We start from the raw sequence: 16,125 nt of genomic DNA on the forward strand, positions 1-16,125 counted from the left end.
TCCGTGAACCCAACAGTAACAGTAGACAACGTGAATTTCATCCAGCGTGCTTTCGCTGAGGGTGGTTTCGTCATGTACGTAATCGCAGTCATTGCCATCTTGGCCGTGTTTGTGATCGTAGAAAGATTGATGAAACTAAAAAATCTTGCGGTGGATAAAAAAGAATTCACTGATCAAATTTTTAGAATGGTCGTAGCAGGTGATTTGCGCCAGGCCATCAGCTATTGCGATGCGCGCCCAGCTCCTCTGACAAACACTGTGAAAGCAGGCCTTGTTCAAGCGATGAACAAACGCCCTGACGAAGAAGTGCAAGTGGCGATGGACGCTGCCGTTATGAGAGAAATGCCAAAAGTAGAAGGTTGGGTTTCCTTCCTTGCTGTGTTTGGTAACGTCGCGGTTCTCGCCGGACTTCTTGGAACGATCATCGGTATGATCGGTTCGTTCCGTGCGGTGGCCGCTGCCGATCCAGCAACAAAAGCTCTTGAGCTTTCAAAAGGTATCTCACACGCCTTGAACTGTACGGCGTTTGGTCTTTTGGTCGCGATCGTTTCAATCGTCGCTTACGGTTTGTTCCAACACCGCATTCAAAAAACAGAGAATGAAGTGATTGAAACAAGCATGAGTCTTTTGAACCTAGTTGTTGCGAACAGAGAAAAGATTAAAGACTAACAGGCTTAGACTAGAGGTTTTCTATGGCTCACATAGATAGTGGCGATTCCAGCGGTAGAAAAAAGAATATCGAGCTCAATCTCGTGCCTTTCATCGACTTGATGAGCGTTCTCATCACGTTCTTGTTGATCACTGCCGTATGGACCCAAGTGTCTATGATTCAGATTGGTAGTTCTCTTTATGGGAAGAAGTCGGACACTCAACCAGCCCCAACGCCTCCACCGAATGCGGATGTTGTTTTGAAAGTGGATGTGAAGGAAGCGGGTTACGTATTAACTGTTGGGAGACAAATCATCAGTCTTCCCATGGTGAATGAACAGTTTGACGAAGCCGGCCTGGTCGCTCAATTGCAACGTGTGAAACAGCTTTATCCTGAAAAAGTGGATGCGGTTGTCAGCGTTGCAGATGCAATTCCTTATGAACAGCTTATCAAAGCAATGGACAACTGTTTAACCGCAGGTTTCTCAGCGATTTCCGTTGCAACAGGAGGGCCTAATTAATGGCCATCTTTAGACCCGGTGAAAGACACCGTTATCACAACATCTTGAGTAAGCGTAAAGGGAAACGTGATGTTACGGCCTTGCTGTCATTGACGGCGATGGTGGATATGTTCACGGTTCTGGTGATCTTCCTTCTGCAAAATTACAACGCAACAGGAGAGATTCTTTACATCCCGAAGGAAGTTGTTCTTCCCAAGGCCACGAGTGTTCGTGAATTGAAACCCGCTCACGTAGTGACGATTTCCAATAAAGAAATTCTTTTGGATAAAGACACTGTGGCGACATTTGAAGAAGTGAAAGCCGCGGAAGATTGGAATATCGCCAACTTGAAAACGCAATTGCAAGAAGCTTTGGCAAAATCAAAAGCCGAGCAGGAGAGCAAATTGCAAAACAAGATCCGCGACGTGGTTGAATCCACTCGTGGTGAAGTTGAAGAAGATCCTAATGCGTGGAGCAAAGTGACGATCCAAGCCGATAAGGGTGTGGATTTCCTCACTGTCAAAAAAGTTTTGTACACGGTCACTGAGGCAGGCGCTGGTGAAATTAATTTCGCAGTGACTAAACTTCCTCAAGAATCGACATCAAATTAAAAGTCAGTTATGCTGCGCAGGACGTTAACCTTAACCGTGCCTGCGCACCACTCAAACTATGGCTAAATTTAAGAACCTCATTTTTGTAGCTCTGCTGATCCTTTTGTTTGTAGAGGTTCTTATCGTATTTCCGTCTCGCCTCGAGCACGAAGACGAAGCCGCCATTCGCGCCCGCGTTGAAGAACAAGATAAACGGGCTTTAGAAAAGGAAGAACGCATTAAACGCGGTGAAAAAGTCGAAGAACCATCCAGTCTTGCTGAACAAAAAATGCAAGGCGTTCACTTGGTGGAAAGTCAGCAGGGGAATCGCGATTGGGAGCTGTTCGCAGCGACAGCCGAGGGCAATCAAGGGCTCGGCAACGTTAAACTCAAAAAAGTAAAAGTTCTTTTCTACAATAAAGAAAAAATTGAATTCACCGTGACCGGCGACACCGGAACGATGGATGCAAAAACCAAAGATCTGAGTGTTGTCGGCAACGTCGTCACGCGCTCAGAAAACGGGTACGTGTTTCAAACTCCTTCGATTTTTTACTCTTCAAAAACGCGTATTATCGAAAGCCCTGAGCAAGTTTTGATGCAAGGTCCGAAGGATACTTCGGGTGCCGGTATGTACTTAAAGGGCAATCGTATGAAAGCTTATGTAGACCAATCCAAAATGACTATCTTGGATAAGGTGACAGCACAGAAGCCGGAAAAAAATGGAAAGAAATTTGAAATTGTCGCCGACGGTGCAGAGTTTAGCGGAAAAAACCGCGAAGCAAAATTTTTGGGCACGGTTCGCATGAACTACGACAATATGAAACTGGAAGGACCGGAAGCTTCGTTCTTGTATAAAGCTGGCGAAGATATTTTAAGTTCGGTTGCGGTTAAAGGTGGTGTGCGCGTAAGTGATGCGAGTAAATACGCCACCTCTGAAAGCGTGAACCTGGACCTTTTGTTGAATAAGTACACGTTCAAAGGACGTCCGCGAGTCATTCAAAACAATGATGAATTGAGCGGCGAAGAAATCATCTTCCTCGATGGCGGAAAAAGAGTTAAGGTTGAAAGAGTTCGCGCGAAGGTGGAGAATAAAGAACAATGAGCATGCTCACCATCAAAGACATTTCTAAATCTTTCAAAAAACGTAAAGTCGTTGATGGCGTTTCTTTTTCCGTTGAATCAGGTCAGGTCGTAGGGCTTTTGGGGCCGAACGGTGCCGGAAAAACCACGTCGTTTTATATGGTCGTGGGTTTGGTTCAATCAGACTCTGGGACGATCAATATCGATGAAGTGAACATTTCTCAGGAGCCCATGTATAAACGGGCTCGTGTAGGACTAAGTTACCTTGCGCAAGAACCGAGCATTTTCAGAAAACTCACGGTGGCCGAAAATATCACGGTGGCTTTGGAAGCTCATGGTTACTCTGGCGCGCAACGCTCGGAAAAACTGGAGCAACTGATTGGTGACTTCCACGTCGACCATATCCGTGACAGCTACGGTTATGCGTTGTCAGGCGGTGAGCGCCGTCGTGTCGAAATTGCTCGTGCATTGGCGGGATCGCCGAAATTCCTTTTGCTGGATGAACCCTTTGCGGGAATTGATCCGATTGCGGTCGCTGATATTCAGAATATCATCCGCGACCTTAAGGCCAAAGGTATAGGAGTTCTCATAACGGATCACAACGTGCGTGAGACTTTGGGCATTTGCGATTATGCTTATATACTGAAGGACGGGAAGATTCAGGTGAGCGGAAGCTCTGATGAAATCGCCAATTCCGAACTCGCCCGCAAATTCTACTTGGGCGAAAACTTTAAACTTTAAGGAAGGACTTTCATGGCTCTCAGACAGACGATGAACCTGAGCCAGTCTCTGGTGATCACTCCACAGTTGCAACAGGCGATCAAGCTTTTGCAAATGTCACGCATGGAGTTGGAATCGGCTGTTCGCTCTGAGCTTGAAGAAAACCCAATCCTTGAAGAAGCAGAAACTCTGAAAGAAGAGGATCTGCAAAGAACCAAGGAAGCCGCTGACGAAGTTCAGCATACAGAGGCTCCAGATCAACAAAACATGCAAGACCCACAAAAACAAGATGAGTTTGAGTGGGAATCCTATATCGAAGCCAACCAAAAGCCTCCTCAATCGGGAATGGCAGGTTCTGAAGAGATCATGAACTATGAGAACGTCATTACGGCGTCTCAAACTTTGCATGATCACCTTTACTGGCAAGTGAAGATGAACGGCTTTTCTGAAGAAGAAGAGCAAGCCGCCGATGCTTTGATAGGTGCTATCGACGATGACGGTTATATCAAAATTCCTCTTGAGCAATTAGCTGAAGAAGAAAAAATTGAATTGGGACTTCTCGAGGACACTCTGACTTTGATTCACGAATTTGACCCGCCGGGTGTGGGCGCTCGTGATCTTAAAGAGTGCCTCTTGATTCAAGCCAAGCATTTGGAAGAAGACACTCACGATCTTGTCAACTTGATCAATAATCATTTGAAAGATCTTGAAAAAAAGAACTACGAAGCGATTGCCAAAGCTTTGAGTCGTGACGTGGAAGACGTGGTTGAGATGTGTAAGATCATCTATGCCATGGATCCAAAACCGGGTCGCGCGTTCGTTAGTTCTGATACGCACTATGTGACTCCGGACGTTTACGTATACAAAGTGGGCGACGATTATGTTGTTTCTTTAAACGAAGACGGTCTTCCGCGCCTTAAGATTTCTAATTTCTATAAGAACATGCTTAAAGGTGGCAAAACCACGGGTGATAAAACTCAAGACTACATCCAGGAAAAACTTCGCTCGGCGGTGTGGTTGATTAAATCGATTCACCAAAGACAGCGCACGATTTACAAAGTGACAGAGTCAATTGTAAAACATCAGCGCGATTTCTTCGAAAAAGGTTCTGAGTACTTAAAACCAATGGTGTTAAGAGATATTGCGAACGACATCGGCATGCACGAATCTACTGTGAGCCGCGTGACGACAGCAAAGTACGTGCATACTCCACAAGGTATTTACGAACTTAAATATTTCTTCAACTCAGGTATCAGTTCTTCAGACGGGGATTCGCTCGCAAGTGAATCTGTTAAAATCAAAATCAAAGATTTGGTTGCAAAAGAAGATCCGAAAAATCCACTTTCAGATCAAAAGATCGTGGATATGCTTAAAGTGGAAGGTATCCAGATCGCACGCCGTACAGTTGCGAAGTATCGTGACATGCTGAAGATCTTGCCTTCATCTCAACGTAAGAAATACTTCTAAAATAAAAGCGCTCCTCAAAAAAAGAGCGCCTGCTTCTACGGCATCAGGCCTATTTCGGTTCAACGCCACCGTTGTTATCGCCGACTTTACGGCAAGTGTAACCACAGCGTACGAAACGCTTGTGTACGCCGCCCCAACAATATTTAATTACGCGTTCATAAGAAGGCGGGCAGTTGTGGTGTTCCATGATGCAGTAATTAGCATCCGTGGCTTGTGCAGAGTCACAGCTCACAGCCGTGATCGGTGCCAAAACAAAGGCTTGTTCTTGGGTGGCAGAAAGATCTTCAGACGCAAATGCCAAAGATCCCGCAAGTAAAAGAGCACTTGTCAGTGATAAAACGAGTTTTTTCATAAATCCTCCTCCGGATTGTTTTTTTCGTTCTCTATGAGGCGAGAATAGTTTTGAAAAACTCGATCAAGCAAAAAAGATCCCTAACGGCTGTCGGAATACATCGGGCTCTTATGACCGCAGTGTCTCGGTTCTAAAATCTTTGTAAGAAAAGGACTGTCGTTTTTTATGTCATCGCTATATTCTGTGTTCGAACAACCGCAAACCCACTTCTGGAGAGCCTGATGGACTTAAAGAGCCTGATTCGCGATGTGCCTAATTTCCCTAAAGAAGGCATTTTATTTCGAGATATGTCGCCTCTTTTACAAAATCCTGAAGCGATGGATTTCGTTTCAAAACAACTCGTGAAAAAAGTGAATTTGACTGAAATAGATTATTTCGCAGGAATTGAATCGCGCGGATTTATTTTGGCATCACATATGGCAGCGACTCATAAAAAAGGTTTTCTGCCGATTCGTAAAGCAGGCAAGCTGCCTCCTCCGACTAAAAGACTTACTTATGCTCTGGAATACGGAACTGCGGAGATTGAACTGCCTTTAGGAAAAGGCCGAATCATGATCGTCGACGATGTTTTGGCGACGGGCGGAACACTGCAAGCGGCTATTGATTTAAGTCAGAACGCAGGCTACAAAGTGGAATCAGTGGCGGTTCTGGTGAATCTCACTTTCTTGAATAAAATGAAATTTAATAACGAAGAGGTTTTCTCCCTTGTTCAATATTAATGATGTCGCGCTTGTGATGGCTCTGCCTGGAGAATCACAAGGACTTTTTGAAAAAGAAAATATTCCTGTCATTTATACGGGTATCGGTAAAGTGAATGCGTCTTTAACAGCCATGGATGTGATTCACAAAACAAAATGCAAAGTGATGATCAACCTTGGTACGGCGGGAAGCTCAAAATTTAAAACCCACGATTTAGTCGAAGTTTCCACTTTCGTGCAAAGAGACATGGATATTTCGCCCCTGGGATTTAAAGTCGGAGAAACTCCCTTTGATCCCTTGCCAAGTGGAATTGAACTCATTCCTTATTTCCCGGAACTTCCAAAAGGAATTTGCGGAACCGGAGACAGTTTTGAAACGGGGGCACCGAAAGTTCCCTGTGAGCTTGTCGATATGGAAGGCTATGCTTTGGCAAAAGTCTGCCGCAAGATGGGCGTGCAGTTGATTTCTTTAAAGTACATCACTGATGGTGCTGATCACAACGCGCACAACGATTGGGAAGCCAACCTTGTGTACGGTTCAAAAAAGTTGTTCGAGTACTATAGAAAAATGGTGACTACTTAATCCAGAGTTCTACTTTAGGGACACCAACATTGGATCCAGCCATATCGTCACAAGAGGGGAGTCCGACAGGAGTTCCCCAGCCAGCGTAAGCGCCGATAGCATAGAACCAGTTACCCGATCCTACGGAACCATCGGCAAGTGAAGAGGTTGTTGAGCTGTTAAACTCCAAGCCGCCCCAGAAGTTACTTGAGCAGCCGATAGAAACAGCTGTGTATCCCGCCGCTGCTTGCGACGTGAAATTACTTGTCTGAGTCCACCAGTTTCTTGGCGCATATCCCGGCCAATCTATTTTTAACTCAAGCTTTCCACTGCGACGGAAACTTTCAAGTTTACCTAAAATTGAATAACGGGTGGCTGTGGGATTGTACACGTTATAAGAATTTGCTTCAGCTCCATTCGCAAAGTATCCACCTGCAATATCGTGATAGAGAACGCGAGTCCATCCACCACCGTCCGAAGTCATGTCACAGTACACGGGAATCGGCGGATTGTTGTTTCCCGCTCCGTCAGGATCGATGTAGTAAATTCCATTTCCATAAGCATAGCCCGCATCATAAATAGCTTTGCACGAAGAATAAATTTGCGGAGGATCAATTTCTTTCACCCATAGATTGACCTCCGAAGAGTGAGACGTCGAGCCATCGAATGAACTCGCATCGGGAATGCCGCCATTATAGGCCGCTGTTGCACCAATGGAATACCACCAACAACTTCCGTTACATCCGTCGATATAAGAGTTGTTGCTATTACCCGCTCCATGAGTACCGTTTCCTAACTCAAGACCAATCCACTCTGGCATTGTCGCGCCAATGCTGACGGGATAATATCCTGCAACGTTCACGTCTGTTGTGGGGTTGCTGGTTTGATACCAAATATTTTTTGCGGCTCGGCCCGGCCAACTTATGCGGAAAAGAAAACGGCCGTGACTGCGGAAACTCTCAAGCTTATTGATGATTGAATACAAATTGTTGGTAGGATCGGCAGGATTTGCAGAGGCCGCAGCTCCAAGGCTCGCAAAATATCCTCCAGCGATATTATGTCTAAAGATGCGAGTCCATCCCCCGCCATCCGTCGTCATATCGCAGTAAGCTTGAAAAGGCGCATTTCCTCCCGGACCGTCGGGATCAATTGTGTAAAGACCATCTGTGGTAGCGCCGCCCAATTTTTTGTGTTCGTAACAATTTGCATACGTTGAATACTCACGAACATAATACCAACCATTTCCCGCAGCTTGTCCCGTCGCCGCATCCGCATCAGTCGCGTATGCTTTCACGGAGTTCACCCAGTAAGCGCCGTTATAATAACCTCCACCCATGGTCTCACCGCCACCGGTCATAGAACCACTCCAACAAGTGTAATACCAAAAAGGAGTGTTGCTATATCCCGCAGAGCAAGATGATCCGCCGAGAGTGACGTCTGTATCCACCGCAGTGAGAGCTTTTCCCGTATGATAAGCGGTGAGGCCTGGAGCGACGGAGCCCGTTAGATTTGTAAGATTCAACAGATTCAAAGTGTACTGACGAAACGGATCAAATTTTTCCAAAGCCATCTTTGCGACTTGAGCTGCGGCTTTGCCGTAATCGGTTCTCCACTCGTACATGAAGTCCATGTACTTTTGTTTTTTACCGATCTCATTCCACTGATCTAATCCGACAAAGTAATTGTATTGTTCTTTATTGCCTGTCACGAGAGAACAATTTGCACCAGTTGCCGAAGTACTTCCATTCGCCAATGAACAGCGGGGCGTGTTGCTTCCAGATGTGGTGTTGTAAAAACTCAGATTCGTTGTCGGCTTGTTTGTTCCGCCACGCAAGTTACTCCACACCAGAGTCCATCCACCACCGTCCGTGGTCATGTCACAGTAAGTGACGTAAGAAGCATTGGCTCCGGCGCCATCGGGATCAATGTAGTACATGCCACTGCCGATCCACGCGCCTCCGTTGTCTTTAATCTCTTTGCACGAGCGGCAGTCTTTAGTAAGAACCGCAGCAGGTTTGTTCGAAAGAAATGTCGTCCACCCTGTGAGATTCAATGTCGGAACAAAATAATCTTTTGTCGCATGTGTGTTCGTGAGAATTTTGCACTGGTTGTGAACAGGAATACTCATCGAAGTTCCGTGAGTTAAATGGAATCCCTCGGACGCCGTATTAATCGCAAATGATTTTTGAAAAACCAAAAGGCTGAGGAAAGCAAATAGACGTGCAGGTGTTCCCAGTGTTTTCATAGCTAATTTATCGGCATTTCGACAAAAAAAATGAGTTAAACGTTCTGTAATGAAACGCTGAAAAGGCTCAGCTTTGGTCTGGAAATTCCGATAAGAAAGCTATGAAAAGGTCATATCAAATTGCGACGTTTTTTGTGGCGGTAGTGGGCTTGTCCTTGGGCTTTCTTGGCAATCCATTTGGGGTGAAAGAAAGAAAAATTGATCCTCAGGAGATCGAGGCGCTCTATCAGAAAACTAAAATCTATTTTCATGCGGGAAATTTTGAAGGGGCTATCGACACGGCAAGAAAACTTCCTAAAGAAATTCCTCCGCGTTACGCTGACATCCGTGACGTGCAAAAACAATCCGAAGAGGCCTTAAAAAAATACCGCAAACAATTAGAAGAGGGCGCTTTAAGCCCCCGGCACGTGGACCGTTTGCCAGCGGCTCTGCGGGATTCTTATTTCGATGCAAAAATTGAAGCCAAACAGGGGCGATGCCGCCAAGCGTACGAAAATATGGCGCCGGTCAGCCGTTATTTAAATAATCGAGAAGACCTCGAAATTTTTAAGCGCTGCCAATTAACCAAAAATAAATCCAAATGAGTCTCAATATAAGGCTCATCTTTAGTCGGGTCTGGCCGATAAAGAAGTACGGGCTGAAATGACCAGCCAAAAAGGAGAAGACAAATGAAACTCAACTATACCTTTAAGCACTTGGACCACTCTGACTCCCTTGTTACTTATACGGAAGAAAGAATGTCAGAGGTCGGACGCTTCCTGCTTAAAGATGGGTACGGCAGCGTGTATTTCAGTAAGCAGAAAAATGAATTCTGCGTTGAGATCTCCGTCAACACTCGTGAAAAATATTTTAAGGCCACGGCTTTCGGAATGGATGTGTACGCAGCTGTCGACGCTGTTTCAGAAAAATTGGAAAAACAATTTTTGAAAATCAGCAAGCAGCTTAAAAATCATAAAAAACCGGAGCTTACAAAGGAAGGTCGTTTGGAGCAGGCAATCCGCTTCAAAAAGGCGGCCTAATAAAGTCGTTTGGGAGAGAACGACATTTGATAGACAAACTAAAAAGGGTGGTTTAGAAACAACCACCCTTTATTTTTGAACGTACGTGTAACATGAATGAAAAACCCCATTGGGAGAGTTTTCTTTTTTCAGCTTCAGTGAAAGAAGATCAGCTCACTCAGCTTTATAAATACCGCCTTCTTATTGTCGTGACCGTGATCACCGGTCTCTTAATGTGGACATATAGTTTTATTTCTCTGTTCTTCGTCCAAGGGAAAACGTTGGCAGCCATTGGAATCACCTGTTCGGTGATTCACGCGTTGTCGCCGTTGGTTTACCGGCTTTCCCGTTCGATGACTTTGGCGGCCTACAACATGGTGATAGCGGGGATGACCTTTCAGTTTTCCTTTTCGTTTTTCACCGGCGGCTTTTACTCGCCGACCTTGATTTGGTTTGCGGTGCTGCCGTTGATCGTGGGACTCCTCACAAATAAAACTCATGCGGCGATCTGGACATTCCTTTCGGCCTTCGCTTACGTTTTGATGTTTTATCTTCACGAGGCCGGGGTGGTGCCGGAGTCGACGCTGTCTGATTTAGGGAAAACGCTGACGCAGTTTATGATTGGTTTAGGGCTGATCAGTCTTGTTGGCGGGTTCACGTTATTTTTCCTGGAACTGGGTTATTTTTATTATCACAAACCCAAGGGATCTTGACCCCTCATTGCTGCTTTGGTAGGTTGGCCGTTCGCTAAATGCGAAGGGCATTTAGGATGGTTTCGGGTATAATTTCGAAGACCCAAACCGAGCTCATTAACACCTTTCCTAATGAGGAATAAAAGCAGTGAAAAACTATCTTTTTACGAGTGAATCAGTCTCTGAGGGGCATCCGGATAAAATGGCGGATCAAATCTCTGATGGCATCTTGGACGCTATTTTGGCGCAAGATCCAAAGGGCCGTGTCGCCTGTGAGACCCTGTTGACGACAGGTTTGATTGTTGTTGGTGGAGAAATCACAACATCAGCAAAAGTAAACTTCTCTGAAGTTGCTCGTGAAGTTGTAAAACGTATTGGCTATGACCACTCTGATAAAGGTTTTGACTACAAAACTTGCGGCGTGATGATCGCTGTAGGTCAGCAGTCTCCAGATATCGCTGTCGGCGTAAAAGAAACTTTGTCTGACGATCAAGGTGCGGGTGACCAAGGTTTGATGTTCGGTTACGCTGTGAATGAAACTCCAGAGTTGATGCCTCTAAGCATCGCGATGTCTCACAAACTTGTGAAAGACTTGGCAGCACTTCGTAAAGCCAACAAAGTGGACTGGCTTCGCCCGGACGCAAAATCTCAAGTCACTGTTCAATACGAAAATGGAATTGCAAAACGTATCGATGCCATCGTGATTTCAACTCAACATGCGGATTCTGTGTCGAACGCGACGATCAAAGAATTCATCACTGAAGAATTGATCAAAAAATCCATCCCAGCAAACTGGATTGATGCGAAAACAAAATTCTTCATCAACCCAACAGGCCGTTTCGTAACGGGTGGTCCAATGGGTGATGCGGGTCTGACAGGTCGTAAGATCATCGTGGACACTTATGGTGGTCACGGTGCTCACGGCGGTGGTGCCTTCTCTGGTAAAGATCCTTCCAAAGTGGATCGCTCTGCCGCTTACGCATCTCGTCATATTGCTAAGAATATCGTGGGTGCGGGTTTGGCTGAAAGATGCTTGGTTCAAGTAGCTTATGCCATTGGTGTTGCTGAACCTGTAAGCATCAGCGTTAACGATTACGGTACAAGCAAAGTGGGCCCTGAGGTTCTTGAAAAAGCAGTTCGCCAAGTTTTCGACTTGAGACCTGCAAGAATCACAAAAGATTTGGATCTTTTGAGACCTATCTACAGCCCAACGGCAGCTTACGGTCACTTCGGCCGCAATGAAGAGTCGTTCACTTGGGAAAAACTCAATAAAGTGGACCAACTCAAAGACGCTGTTAAAACACTTGCCTAGTGCGCCGCCGCTCCAGTTTCTTCCGCGTTGCTCGTCGTCGCAGTACAGTGTACAGCTTCCTCCTCGCGCCTTGAATAAACTGGACCGACAACGCACTAGATTTTTGAATAGTTCAGTCATTGCGCCGAGTTGTTACTAGCAACTCGGCGCTTCTTTTATATAATGGGCGGGCAAAAGAAAGAGGCCTATGGATCCTAAGTTTATTCGAAACTTTTCAATCATTGCTCACATCGACCACGGTAAATCGACTTTGGCGGACGGGCTTTTGTCTGCAACGGGCGCTCTTTCTGATCGCGAAAAGAAAGATCAATTCCTCGATAACATGGAGCTGGAGCGTGAACGTGGTATCACGATCAAAGCGCAAACAGTCTGCTTAGATTTCAAATCTAAAGACGGCAACATGTATCAAATCAATTTGATCGATACACCGGGGCACGTGGATTTCTCTTACGAAGTCTCTCGTTCTTTGGCGGCCTGTGAAGGTGCGATTCTTGTCGTTGATGCTGCTCAAGGTGTGGAGGCGCAAACGTTGGCAAACGTTTACCTGGCGCTTGAAAACAATCTCGAAATCATTCCTGTTCTAAATAAAATCGATCTTCCTTCGGCGGATCCAGAAGGTGTTGCGAAACAAATCGAAGACACTGTTGGTCTTGATTGCACAGGCATTATCCATGCTTCAGCAAAAGAGAAAATCGGTATCACAGATATTTTGGAAGCCATCGTTGAAAAAGTTCCGCCACCAAAAGCGGATCGCTCTTTAACTCCTCGTGCGCTTATTTTTGACTCTTGGTTCGACGCTTATCAAGGTGTCGTTGTCCTTGTGCGCGTGATGGATGGAGTGATCAAAAAAGGTGACAAGATTAAATTCATGGCCACGGATCGTGACTATGAAGTTTTGCGCATGGGTAAGTACAAACCATTCCCGGCGATGCAAGACACTCTTGAAGCGGGTGAAGTGGGTTTTATCATCTGCGGTATTAAAGACATTCGCGACGTGCAAGTCGGTGACACGGTCACGGCAGCAAAACATCCAGCGACAGAACCTTTGGCAGGTTTCCAAAGAATCAAGCCGATGGTTTTTGCCGGAATTTTCCCGGTTGTAGCTTCTGAGTACGAAAACTTGAAAGACGCTTTGGATAAGCTGTGTCTGAATGACTCTTCTTTGACTTTTGAAATCGAAAAGTCGGCAGCTTTGGGCTTCGGATACCGTTGCGGTTTCTTAGGCCTTTTGCACATGGAAATCGTTCAAGAGCGTTTGGAGCGCGAGTTCAATCTTGATTTGATCACGACAGCGCCAACGGTTGTTTATAGAATTACGAAGACAGACGGCACAGAGATGATGCTTGAAAATCCATCAGGCATGCCGGCGGAAACTCAGATTGTTAAATTTGAAGAACCGTACGTAAAAGTGACTCTGCATACGCCGACGGACTACATCGGTGGCATCCTGAAGCTTTGCGAAGACAAACGCGGTATCCAAATTAAAATGGAATACGTGACTGATAAAAAGGTCATCATTGAGTACAAACTGCCAATGAATGAAATGGTCATGGATTTCTATGACCGTTTGAAGTCCATCTCTAAAGGTTATGCCTCTTTGGAATACGAATTCATCGGTTTTGAAGAATCCGACCTTGTGAAGTTGGATATTTTGATCAATGGGGAGCCCATTGATGCCCTTTCATTGATTGTCCACAGATCTAAGGCGCAAAACCGCGGACGCTTGTTGGCAGAGAAGATGAAAGAGCTCATTCCTCGTCAGCAATACCAAGTCGCGATTCAAGCAGCGATCGGTGCCAAGATTATTGCCCGTGAAACTTTGGGAGCGATCAGAAAAGACGTGACCGCGAAGTGTTATGGTGGTGATATTTCTCGTAAGCGTAAACTCTTAGAGAAGCAAAAAGAGGGTAAAAAACGTATGAAGGCCATCGGTCATGTCGAAGTGCCTCAAGAAGCCTTCTTAGCGATCTTGAAAGTGGAAGACTAGAAAAAAGGTACCAGGTACCTTTTTCCCGGGAAGGAAGCAGCATGAGTGACAACAAAAATAGCTGGAACTGGCGTACGAAACATTTTTGGACTGAAGGTTGGGGATCTCTTTTCCTGGCTGTCTTTATCGCTCTCTTCATCCGCTGGGGATTCATCGAAGCTTATGTGATTCCTTCAGGTTCTATGCTTCCGTCTCTTTTGATTCATGATCATATCTTTGTGAACAAGCTGACTTACGGTTTGCGCGTTCCATTTAGCGAAAACTGGTTGGTGAAGTTCAACGAGCCAAAACGCGGTGAAGTGATCGTGTTCAAATATCCAAAAGATATGAGCACGTTCTTCATCAAACGTATCGTGGGTGAGCCGGGCGATAAGATCTATTACGAAAACGGGACGCTTTTCATCAATGACAAACCTGTTGATAAAAAAGTTCCTGCCAACTTGGATGATTTTGCATGGCTTCGCGATGCGGACTTCCAGCGTGATGGCAATATCAACGACAATAAAGAAAACTACGTCGAATTCACGGAAGAACTTCCTGGTGGAAAAAACCACGCGATCCTTCTTCGCAAAGGGGATATCTACGAAACTTTTGGTCCTGTGACAGTGCCTGATGATCATTTGTTCGTGATGGGTGATAACCGCATGAACTCTTCAGATGGCCGTGTGTGGGGATTCCTACCTAAGCAAAACATCTTGGGTCGTGCGATGTTCGTGTGGCTTTCTTGTGAAGAGACAGTTCCTGCACTGCCATTCTTGTGCAATCCTTTGACGATCCGTTGGGGCCGCTTCTTCCATCAAGTCAACTAGATGACAGAGTCTTCCAAAGAAACTCGCAATTTAAAAGGAACGTGGAATCAGGCGATTCTAACGTTCCTTTTTCCTATTTTGCTGGTGATGAGTTTGCGTTGGGCGATCATTGAGCCTTTTGTGATTCCTTCGGGAAGTATGATTCCCAATCTTTTAATTCACGATCATATCTTGGTAAAAAAATTCTCTTACGGTTTGCATATCCCGTTTAGTGATAAGTGGCTCGCGCAATGGGCGACTCCTCAGCGTGGTGACATCGTGGTTTTTAAGTATCCGGAGAATCCAGAAGTTTACTACATCAAAAGATTGATCGGCGTTCCTGGTGACACTGTTGAAGTGAAGGCGGGACGAATCACGGTGAATGGTGAAAAGTTTAATCTTTCTCCGTATGACAATCCTGAGAACGAAAAAGGCTTTAATTATTTCCAGGAAAACAACGGAAAAAAAGAATACACCGTGCGCTTCTTATTTGAAGAAGTCGGTGGTGACGTTCAAGCTTACAAAGTTCCAGAAGGTCAGTACTTTTTTATGGGCGACAACCGCGATCAATCCAGCGATTCGCGTTTCTGGGGTTTCGTGAAAAATGACTACATCGTCGGAAAAGCCTGGGTCATTTGGCTTTCCTGCAACAGCACTTTGCCGACAATGACATTCGTCTGTGATCCTTCACAGATTCGTTTCAACCGTATTTTCAAAAAATTACCTTAAATAATTATCTTTTCTTATTTCTGCAGTTCATCTTAAACTTAGATTATGAACCGTTGGCGGGAATATTTAACAACTTTAGTTCTAGCAGTCTTGTGCGCACTTTTTGTGCGCAATTATTTAGTGACGGCTTATAAAGTTCCAACAGGTTCCATGCAGCCGACTCTGAAACCCGGCGATTTTATTTTTTCTTCGCGCATTTCTTATGGGTTCTCCATTCCCTTTTCAGCCAACAAATGGGGTGCTACTTTGCCAGAGCGCGGGGATCTTGTCGTTTTCAATTATCCCAATCAGCCCGCGGTGAATTACGTGAAACGTGTTATAGGTTTACCTGGCGATCGCGTGCAGATTATCAACGGTCGTCTTCATATTAATGAAGAGGCTTTGAAATACGAAAAAGCTCGGGAAATTCCCGGCGACAATCCAAATCCGGAATTATTTGATATTTATGAAGAGATCTCAGGTCAGACGCATTGGCGTGTGATTTTCCAAAAACAATCCGAAGACAAAGATTTTGGGCCCTTGGTGGTCCCTCCCGGCGAGGTCTTTTTATTGGGCGACAATCGTGACGCAAGTGACGACTCGCGCTATTGGGGTACAGTTCCAATGACCCAAGTTGTGGGCCGGGTCGTTTTAATTTGGCTTTCGCTGGATTGGCAAAAGAAATGGGGAGGCGATCGCTACCCTTCAGTGCGTTGGGAAAGAGTTTTTTCTCCGGTGTATTGACATCTCGCCAGGCGCGCCATAGGCTTGGGTTCTA

Annotated in this window: 18 protein-coding genes; 16 read left to right on the top strand and 2 right to left on the bottom strand. The window is 45.5% G+C overall.

Features of this window, described 5'->3' with window-relative positions; translation table 11 throughout:
- Window positions 1–3 precede the first annotated feature (3 nt).
- From ACLSSO_RS03930 to rpoN, 6 genes are read left to right on the top strand one after another with little or no spacing between them, the layout of a single operon-like run.
- Window positions 4–669 carry a MotA/TolQ/ExbB proton channel family protein gene (locus tag ACLSSO_RS03930; RefSeq protein ID WP_295903632.1) on the top strand — a complete coding sequence of 222 codons (666 nt, stop codon included), beginning with the start codon at window positions 4–6 and terminating at the stop codon, window positions 667–669.
- A gap of 23 nt (window positions 670–692) precedes the next feature.
- A complete protein-coding gene (locus tag ACLSSO_RS03935; protein ID WP_295903628.1) occupies window positions 693–1,169 on the top strand; it encodes an ExbD/TolR family protein in 477 nt (158 codons plus the stop codon).
- Window positions 1,169–1,759: an ExbD/TolR family protein gene (locus tag ACLSSO_RS03940; RefSeq protein ID WP_295903626.1), complete on the top strand. Its 591-nt coding sequence runs from the start codon at window positions 1,169–1,171 to the stop codon at window positions 1,757–1,759. The genes ACLSSO_RS03935 and ACLSSO_RS03940 overlap by 1 nt, the downstream gene beginning before the upstream one ends.
- 58 nt (window positions 1,760–1,817) lie before the next feature.
- Window positions 1,818–2,840 (top strand): LPS export ABC transporter periplasmic protein LptC, encoded by a 1,023-nt coding sequence (gene lptC, locus ACLSSO_RS03945; protein WP_295903623.1) that lies wholly within the window; start codon window positions 1,818–1,820, stop codon window positions 2,838–2,840.
- Window positions 2,837–3,559, top strand: a complete 723-nt coding sequence (gene lptB, locus ACLSSO_RS03950) for an LPS export ABC transporter ATP-binding protein (protein WP_295903622.1) — start codon at window positions 2,837–2,839, stop codon at window positions 3,557–3,559. The genes lptC and lptB overlap by 4 nt, the downstream gene beginning before the upstream one ends.
- A 12-nt stretch (window positions 3,560–3,571) precedes the next feature.
- A complete protein-coding gene (rpoN, locus tag ACLSSO_RS03955) occupies window positions 3,572–5,005 on the top strand; it encodes an RNA polymerase factor sigma-54 (RefSeq protein ID WP_295903620.1) in 1,434 nt (477 codons plus the stop codon).
- A gap of 49 nt (window positions 5,006–5,054) precedes the next feature.
- On the opposite strand, the gene ACLSSO_RS03960 is transcribed toward rpoN, so the two are convergent.
- The gene (locus tag ACLSSO_RS03960; RefSeq protein WP_340590452.1) at window positions 5,055–5,357 is read right to left on the bottom strand and encodes a hypothetical protein; all 303 of its coding nucleotides are present in this window, start codon (window positions 5,355–5,357) and stop codon (window positions 5,055–5,057) included.
- Between the two features lie 221 nt (window positions 5,358–5,578).
- Here ACLSSO_RS03960 and ACLSSO_RS03965 point away from each other — a divergent pair, with 221 nt between their 5' ends.
- Together ACLSSO_RS03965 and ACLSSO_RS03970 are read left to right on the top strand one after the other, a co-directional pair.
- A complete protein-coding gene (locus ACLSSO_RS03965; RefSeq protein ID WP_413944124.1) occupies window positions 5,579–6,076 on the top strand; it encodes an adenine phosphoribosyltransferase in 498 nt (165 codons plus the stop codon).
- Window positions 6,077–6,092: 16 nt separating this feature from the next.
- Window positions 6,093–6,638 carry a 5'-nucleosidase gene (locus tag ACLSSO_RS03970; protein WP_413944799.1) on the top strand — a complete coding sequence of 182 codons (546 nt, stop codon included), beginning with the start codon at window positions 6,093–6,095 and terminating at the stop codon, window positions 6,636–6,638.
- Here the strand turns inward: ACLSSO_RS03970 and ACLSSO_RS03975 are convergent.
- Entirely contained in the window at window positions 6,631–8,862 is a 2,232-nt protein-coding gene (locus tag ACLSSO_RS03975; RefSeq protein ID WP_413944125.1) for a fibrinogen-like YCDxxxxGGGW domain-containing protein, read from the bottom strand. The genes ACLSSO_RS03970 and ACLSSO_RS03975 overlap by 8 nt on opposite strands.
- A gap of 101 nt (window positions 8,863–8,963) precedes the next feature.
- Here ACLSSO_RS03975 and ACLSSO_RS03980 point away from each other — a divergent pair, with 101 nt between their 5' ends.
- From ACLSSO_RS03980 to lepB (ACLSSO_RS04015), 8 genes are all read left to right on the top strand, one after another.
- On the top strand, window positions 8,964–9,446 hold the full coding sequence (locus ACLSSO_RS03980; protein ID WP_295903607.1) for a tetratricopeptide repeat protein: 483 nt from the start codon (window positions 8,964–8,966) through the stop codon (window positions 9,444–9,446).
- 84 nt (window positions 9,447–9,530) lie between these two features.
- Window positions 9,531–9,881 (top strand): ribosome hibernation-promoting factor, HPF/YfiA family, encoded by a 351-nt coding sequence (gene hpf, locus ACLSSO_RS03985; protein ID WP_295903605.1) that lies wholly within the window; start codon window positions 9,531–9,533, stop codon window positions 9,879–9,881.
- Between the two features lie 92 nt (window positions 9,882–9,973).
- Window positions 9,974–10,573 (top strand): hypothetical protein, encoded by a 600-nt coding sequence (locus ACLSSO_RS03990; RefSeq protein WP_413944126.1) that lies wholly within the window; start codon window positions 9,974–9,976, stop codon window positions 10,571–10,573.
- 127 nt (window positions 10,574–10,700) lie between these two features.
- Window positions 10,701–11,864 (top strand): methionine adenosyltransferase, encoded by a 1,164-nt coding sequence (metK, locus tag ACLSSO_RS03995; RefSeq protein ID WP_413944127.1) that lies wholly within the window; start codon window positions 10,701–10,703, stop codon window positions 11,862–11,864.
- Between the two features lie 187 nt (window positions 11,865–12,051).
- Window positions 12,052–13,851 carry a translation elongation factor 4 gene (gene lepA, locus ACLSSO_RS04000; protein ID WP_340590459.1) on the top strand — a complete coding sequence of 600 codons (1,800 nt, stop codon included), beginning with the start codon at window positions 12,052–12,054 and terminating at the stop codon, window positions 13,849–13,851.
- A gap of 41 nt (window positions 13,852–13,892) precedes the next feature.
- Window positions 13,893–14,660 carry a signal peptidase I gene (gene lepB, locus ACLSSO_RS04005; RefSeq protein ID WP_295906073.1) on the top strand — a complete coding sequence of 256 codons (768 nt, stop codon included), beginning with the start codon at window positions 13,893–13,895 and terminating at the stop codon, window positions 14,658–14,660.
- On the top strand, window positions 14,661–15,368 hold the full coding sequence (lepB, locus tag ACLSSO_RS04010) for a signal peptidase I (protein ID WP_295906074.1): 708 nt from the start codon (window positions 14,661–14,663) through the stop codon (window positions 15,366–15,368). It begins immediately after the preceding gene.
- Window positions 15,369–15,413: 45 nt separating this feature from the next.
- On the top strand, window positions 15,414–16,091 hold the full coding sequence (gene lepB / locus ACLSSO_RS04015) for a signal peptidase I (RefSeq protein ID WP_295906075.1): 678 nt from the start codon (window positions 15,414–15,416) through the stop codon (window positions 16,089–16,091).
- The last annotated feature ends 34 nt before the right edge of the window (window positions 16,092–16,125 follow it).

This window comes from Bdellovibrio sp. HCB-162 (assembly GCF_047344985.1).
Taxonomy (GTDB): Bacteria; Bdellovibrionota; Bdellovibrionia; order Bdellovibrionales; family Bdellovibrionaceae; genus Bdellovibrio.

Coding starts and splice junctions, on each gene's coding strand:
- ACLSSO_RS03960 (WP_340590452.1), bottom strand. CDS start 5,357: ATGAAAAAACTCGTTTTATCACTGACAAGTGCTCTTTTACTTGCGGGA.
- hpf (WP_295903605.1), top strand. CDS start 9,531: ATGAAACTCAACTATACCTTTAAGCACTTGGACCACTCTGACTCCCTT.
- ACLSSO_RS03975 (WP_413944125.1), bottom strand. CDS start 8,862: ATGAAAACACTGGGAACACCTGCACGTCTATTTGCTTTCCTCAGCCTT.
- ACLSSO_RS03935 (WP_295903628.1), top strand. CDS start 693: ATGGCTCACATAGATAGTGGCGATTCCAGCGGTAGAAAAAAGAATATC.
- rpoN (WP_295903620.1), top strand. CDS start 3,572: ATGGCTCTCAGACAGACGATGAACCTGAGCCAGTCTCTGGTGATCACT.
- ACLSSO_RS03980 (WP_295903607.1), top strand. CDS start 8,964: ATGAAAAGGTCATATCAAATTGCGACGTTTTTTGTGGCGGTAGTGGGC.
- ACLSSO_RS03940 (WP_295903626.1), top strand. CDS start 1,169: ATGGCCATCTTTAGACCCGGTGAAAGACACCGTTATCACAACATCTTG.
- ACLSSO_RS03990 (WP_413944126.1), top strand. CDS start 9,974: ATGAATGAAAAACCCCATTGGGAGAGTTTTCTTTTTTCAGCTTCAGTG.
- lptB (WP_295903622.1), top strand. CDS start 2,837: ATGAGCATGCTCACCATCAAAGACATTTCTAAATCTTTCAAAAAACGT.
- lepB (WP_295906074.1), top strand. CDS start 14,661: ATGACAGAGTCTTCCAAAGAAACTCGCAATTTAAAAGGAACGTGGAAT.
- lepA (WP_340590459.1), top strand. CDS start 12,052: ATGGATCCTAAGTTTATTCGAAACTTTTCAATCATTGCTCACATCGAC.
- lptC (WP_295903623.1), top strand. CDS start 1,818: ATGGCTAAATTTAAGAACCTCATTTTTGTAGCTCTGCTGATCCTTTTG.
- lepB (WP_295906075.1), top strand. CDS start 15,414: ATGAACCGTTGGCGGGAATATTTAACAACTTTAGTTCTAGCAGTCTTG.
- ACLSSO_RS03970 (WP_413944799.1), top strand. CDS start 6,093: ATGGCTCTGCCTGGAGAATCACAAGGACTTTTTGAAAAAGAAAATATT.
- ACLSSO_RS03965 (WP_413944124.1), top strand. CDS start 5,579: ATGGACTTAAAGAGCCTGATTCGCGATGTGCCTAATTTCCCTAAAGAA.
- lepB (WP_295906073.1), top strand. CDS start 13,893: ATGAGTGACAACAAAAATAGCTGGAACTGGCGTACGAAACATTTTTGG.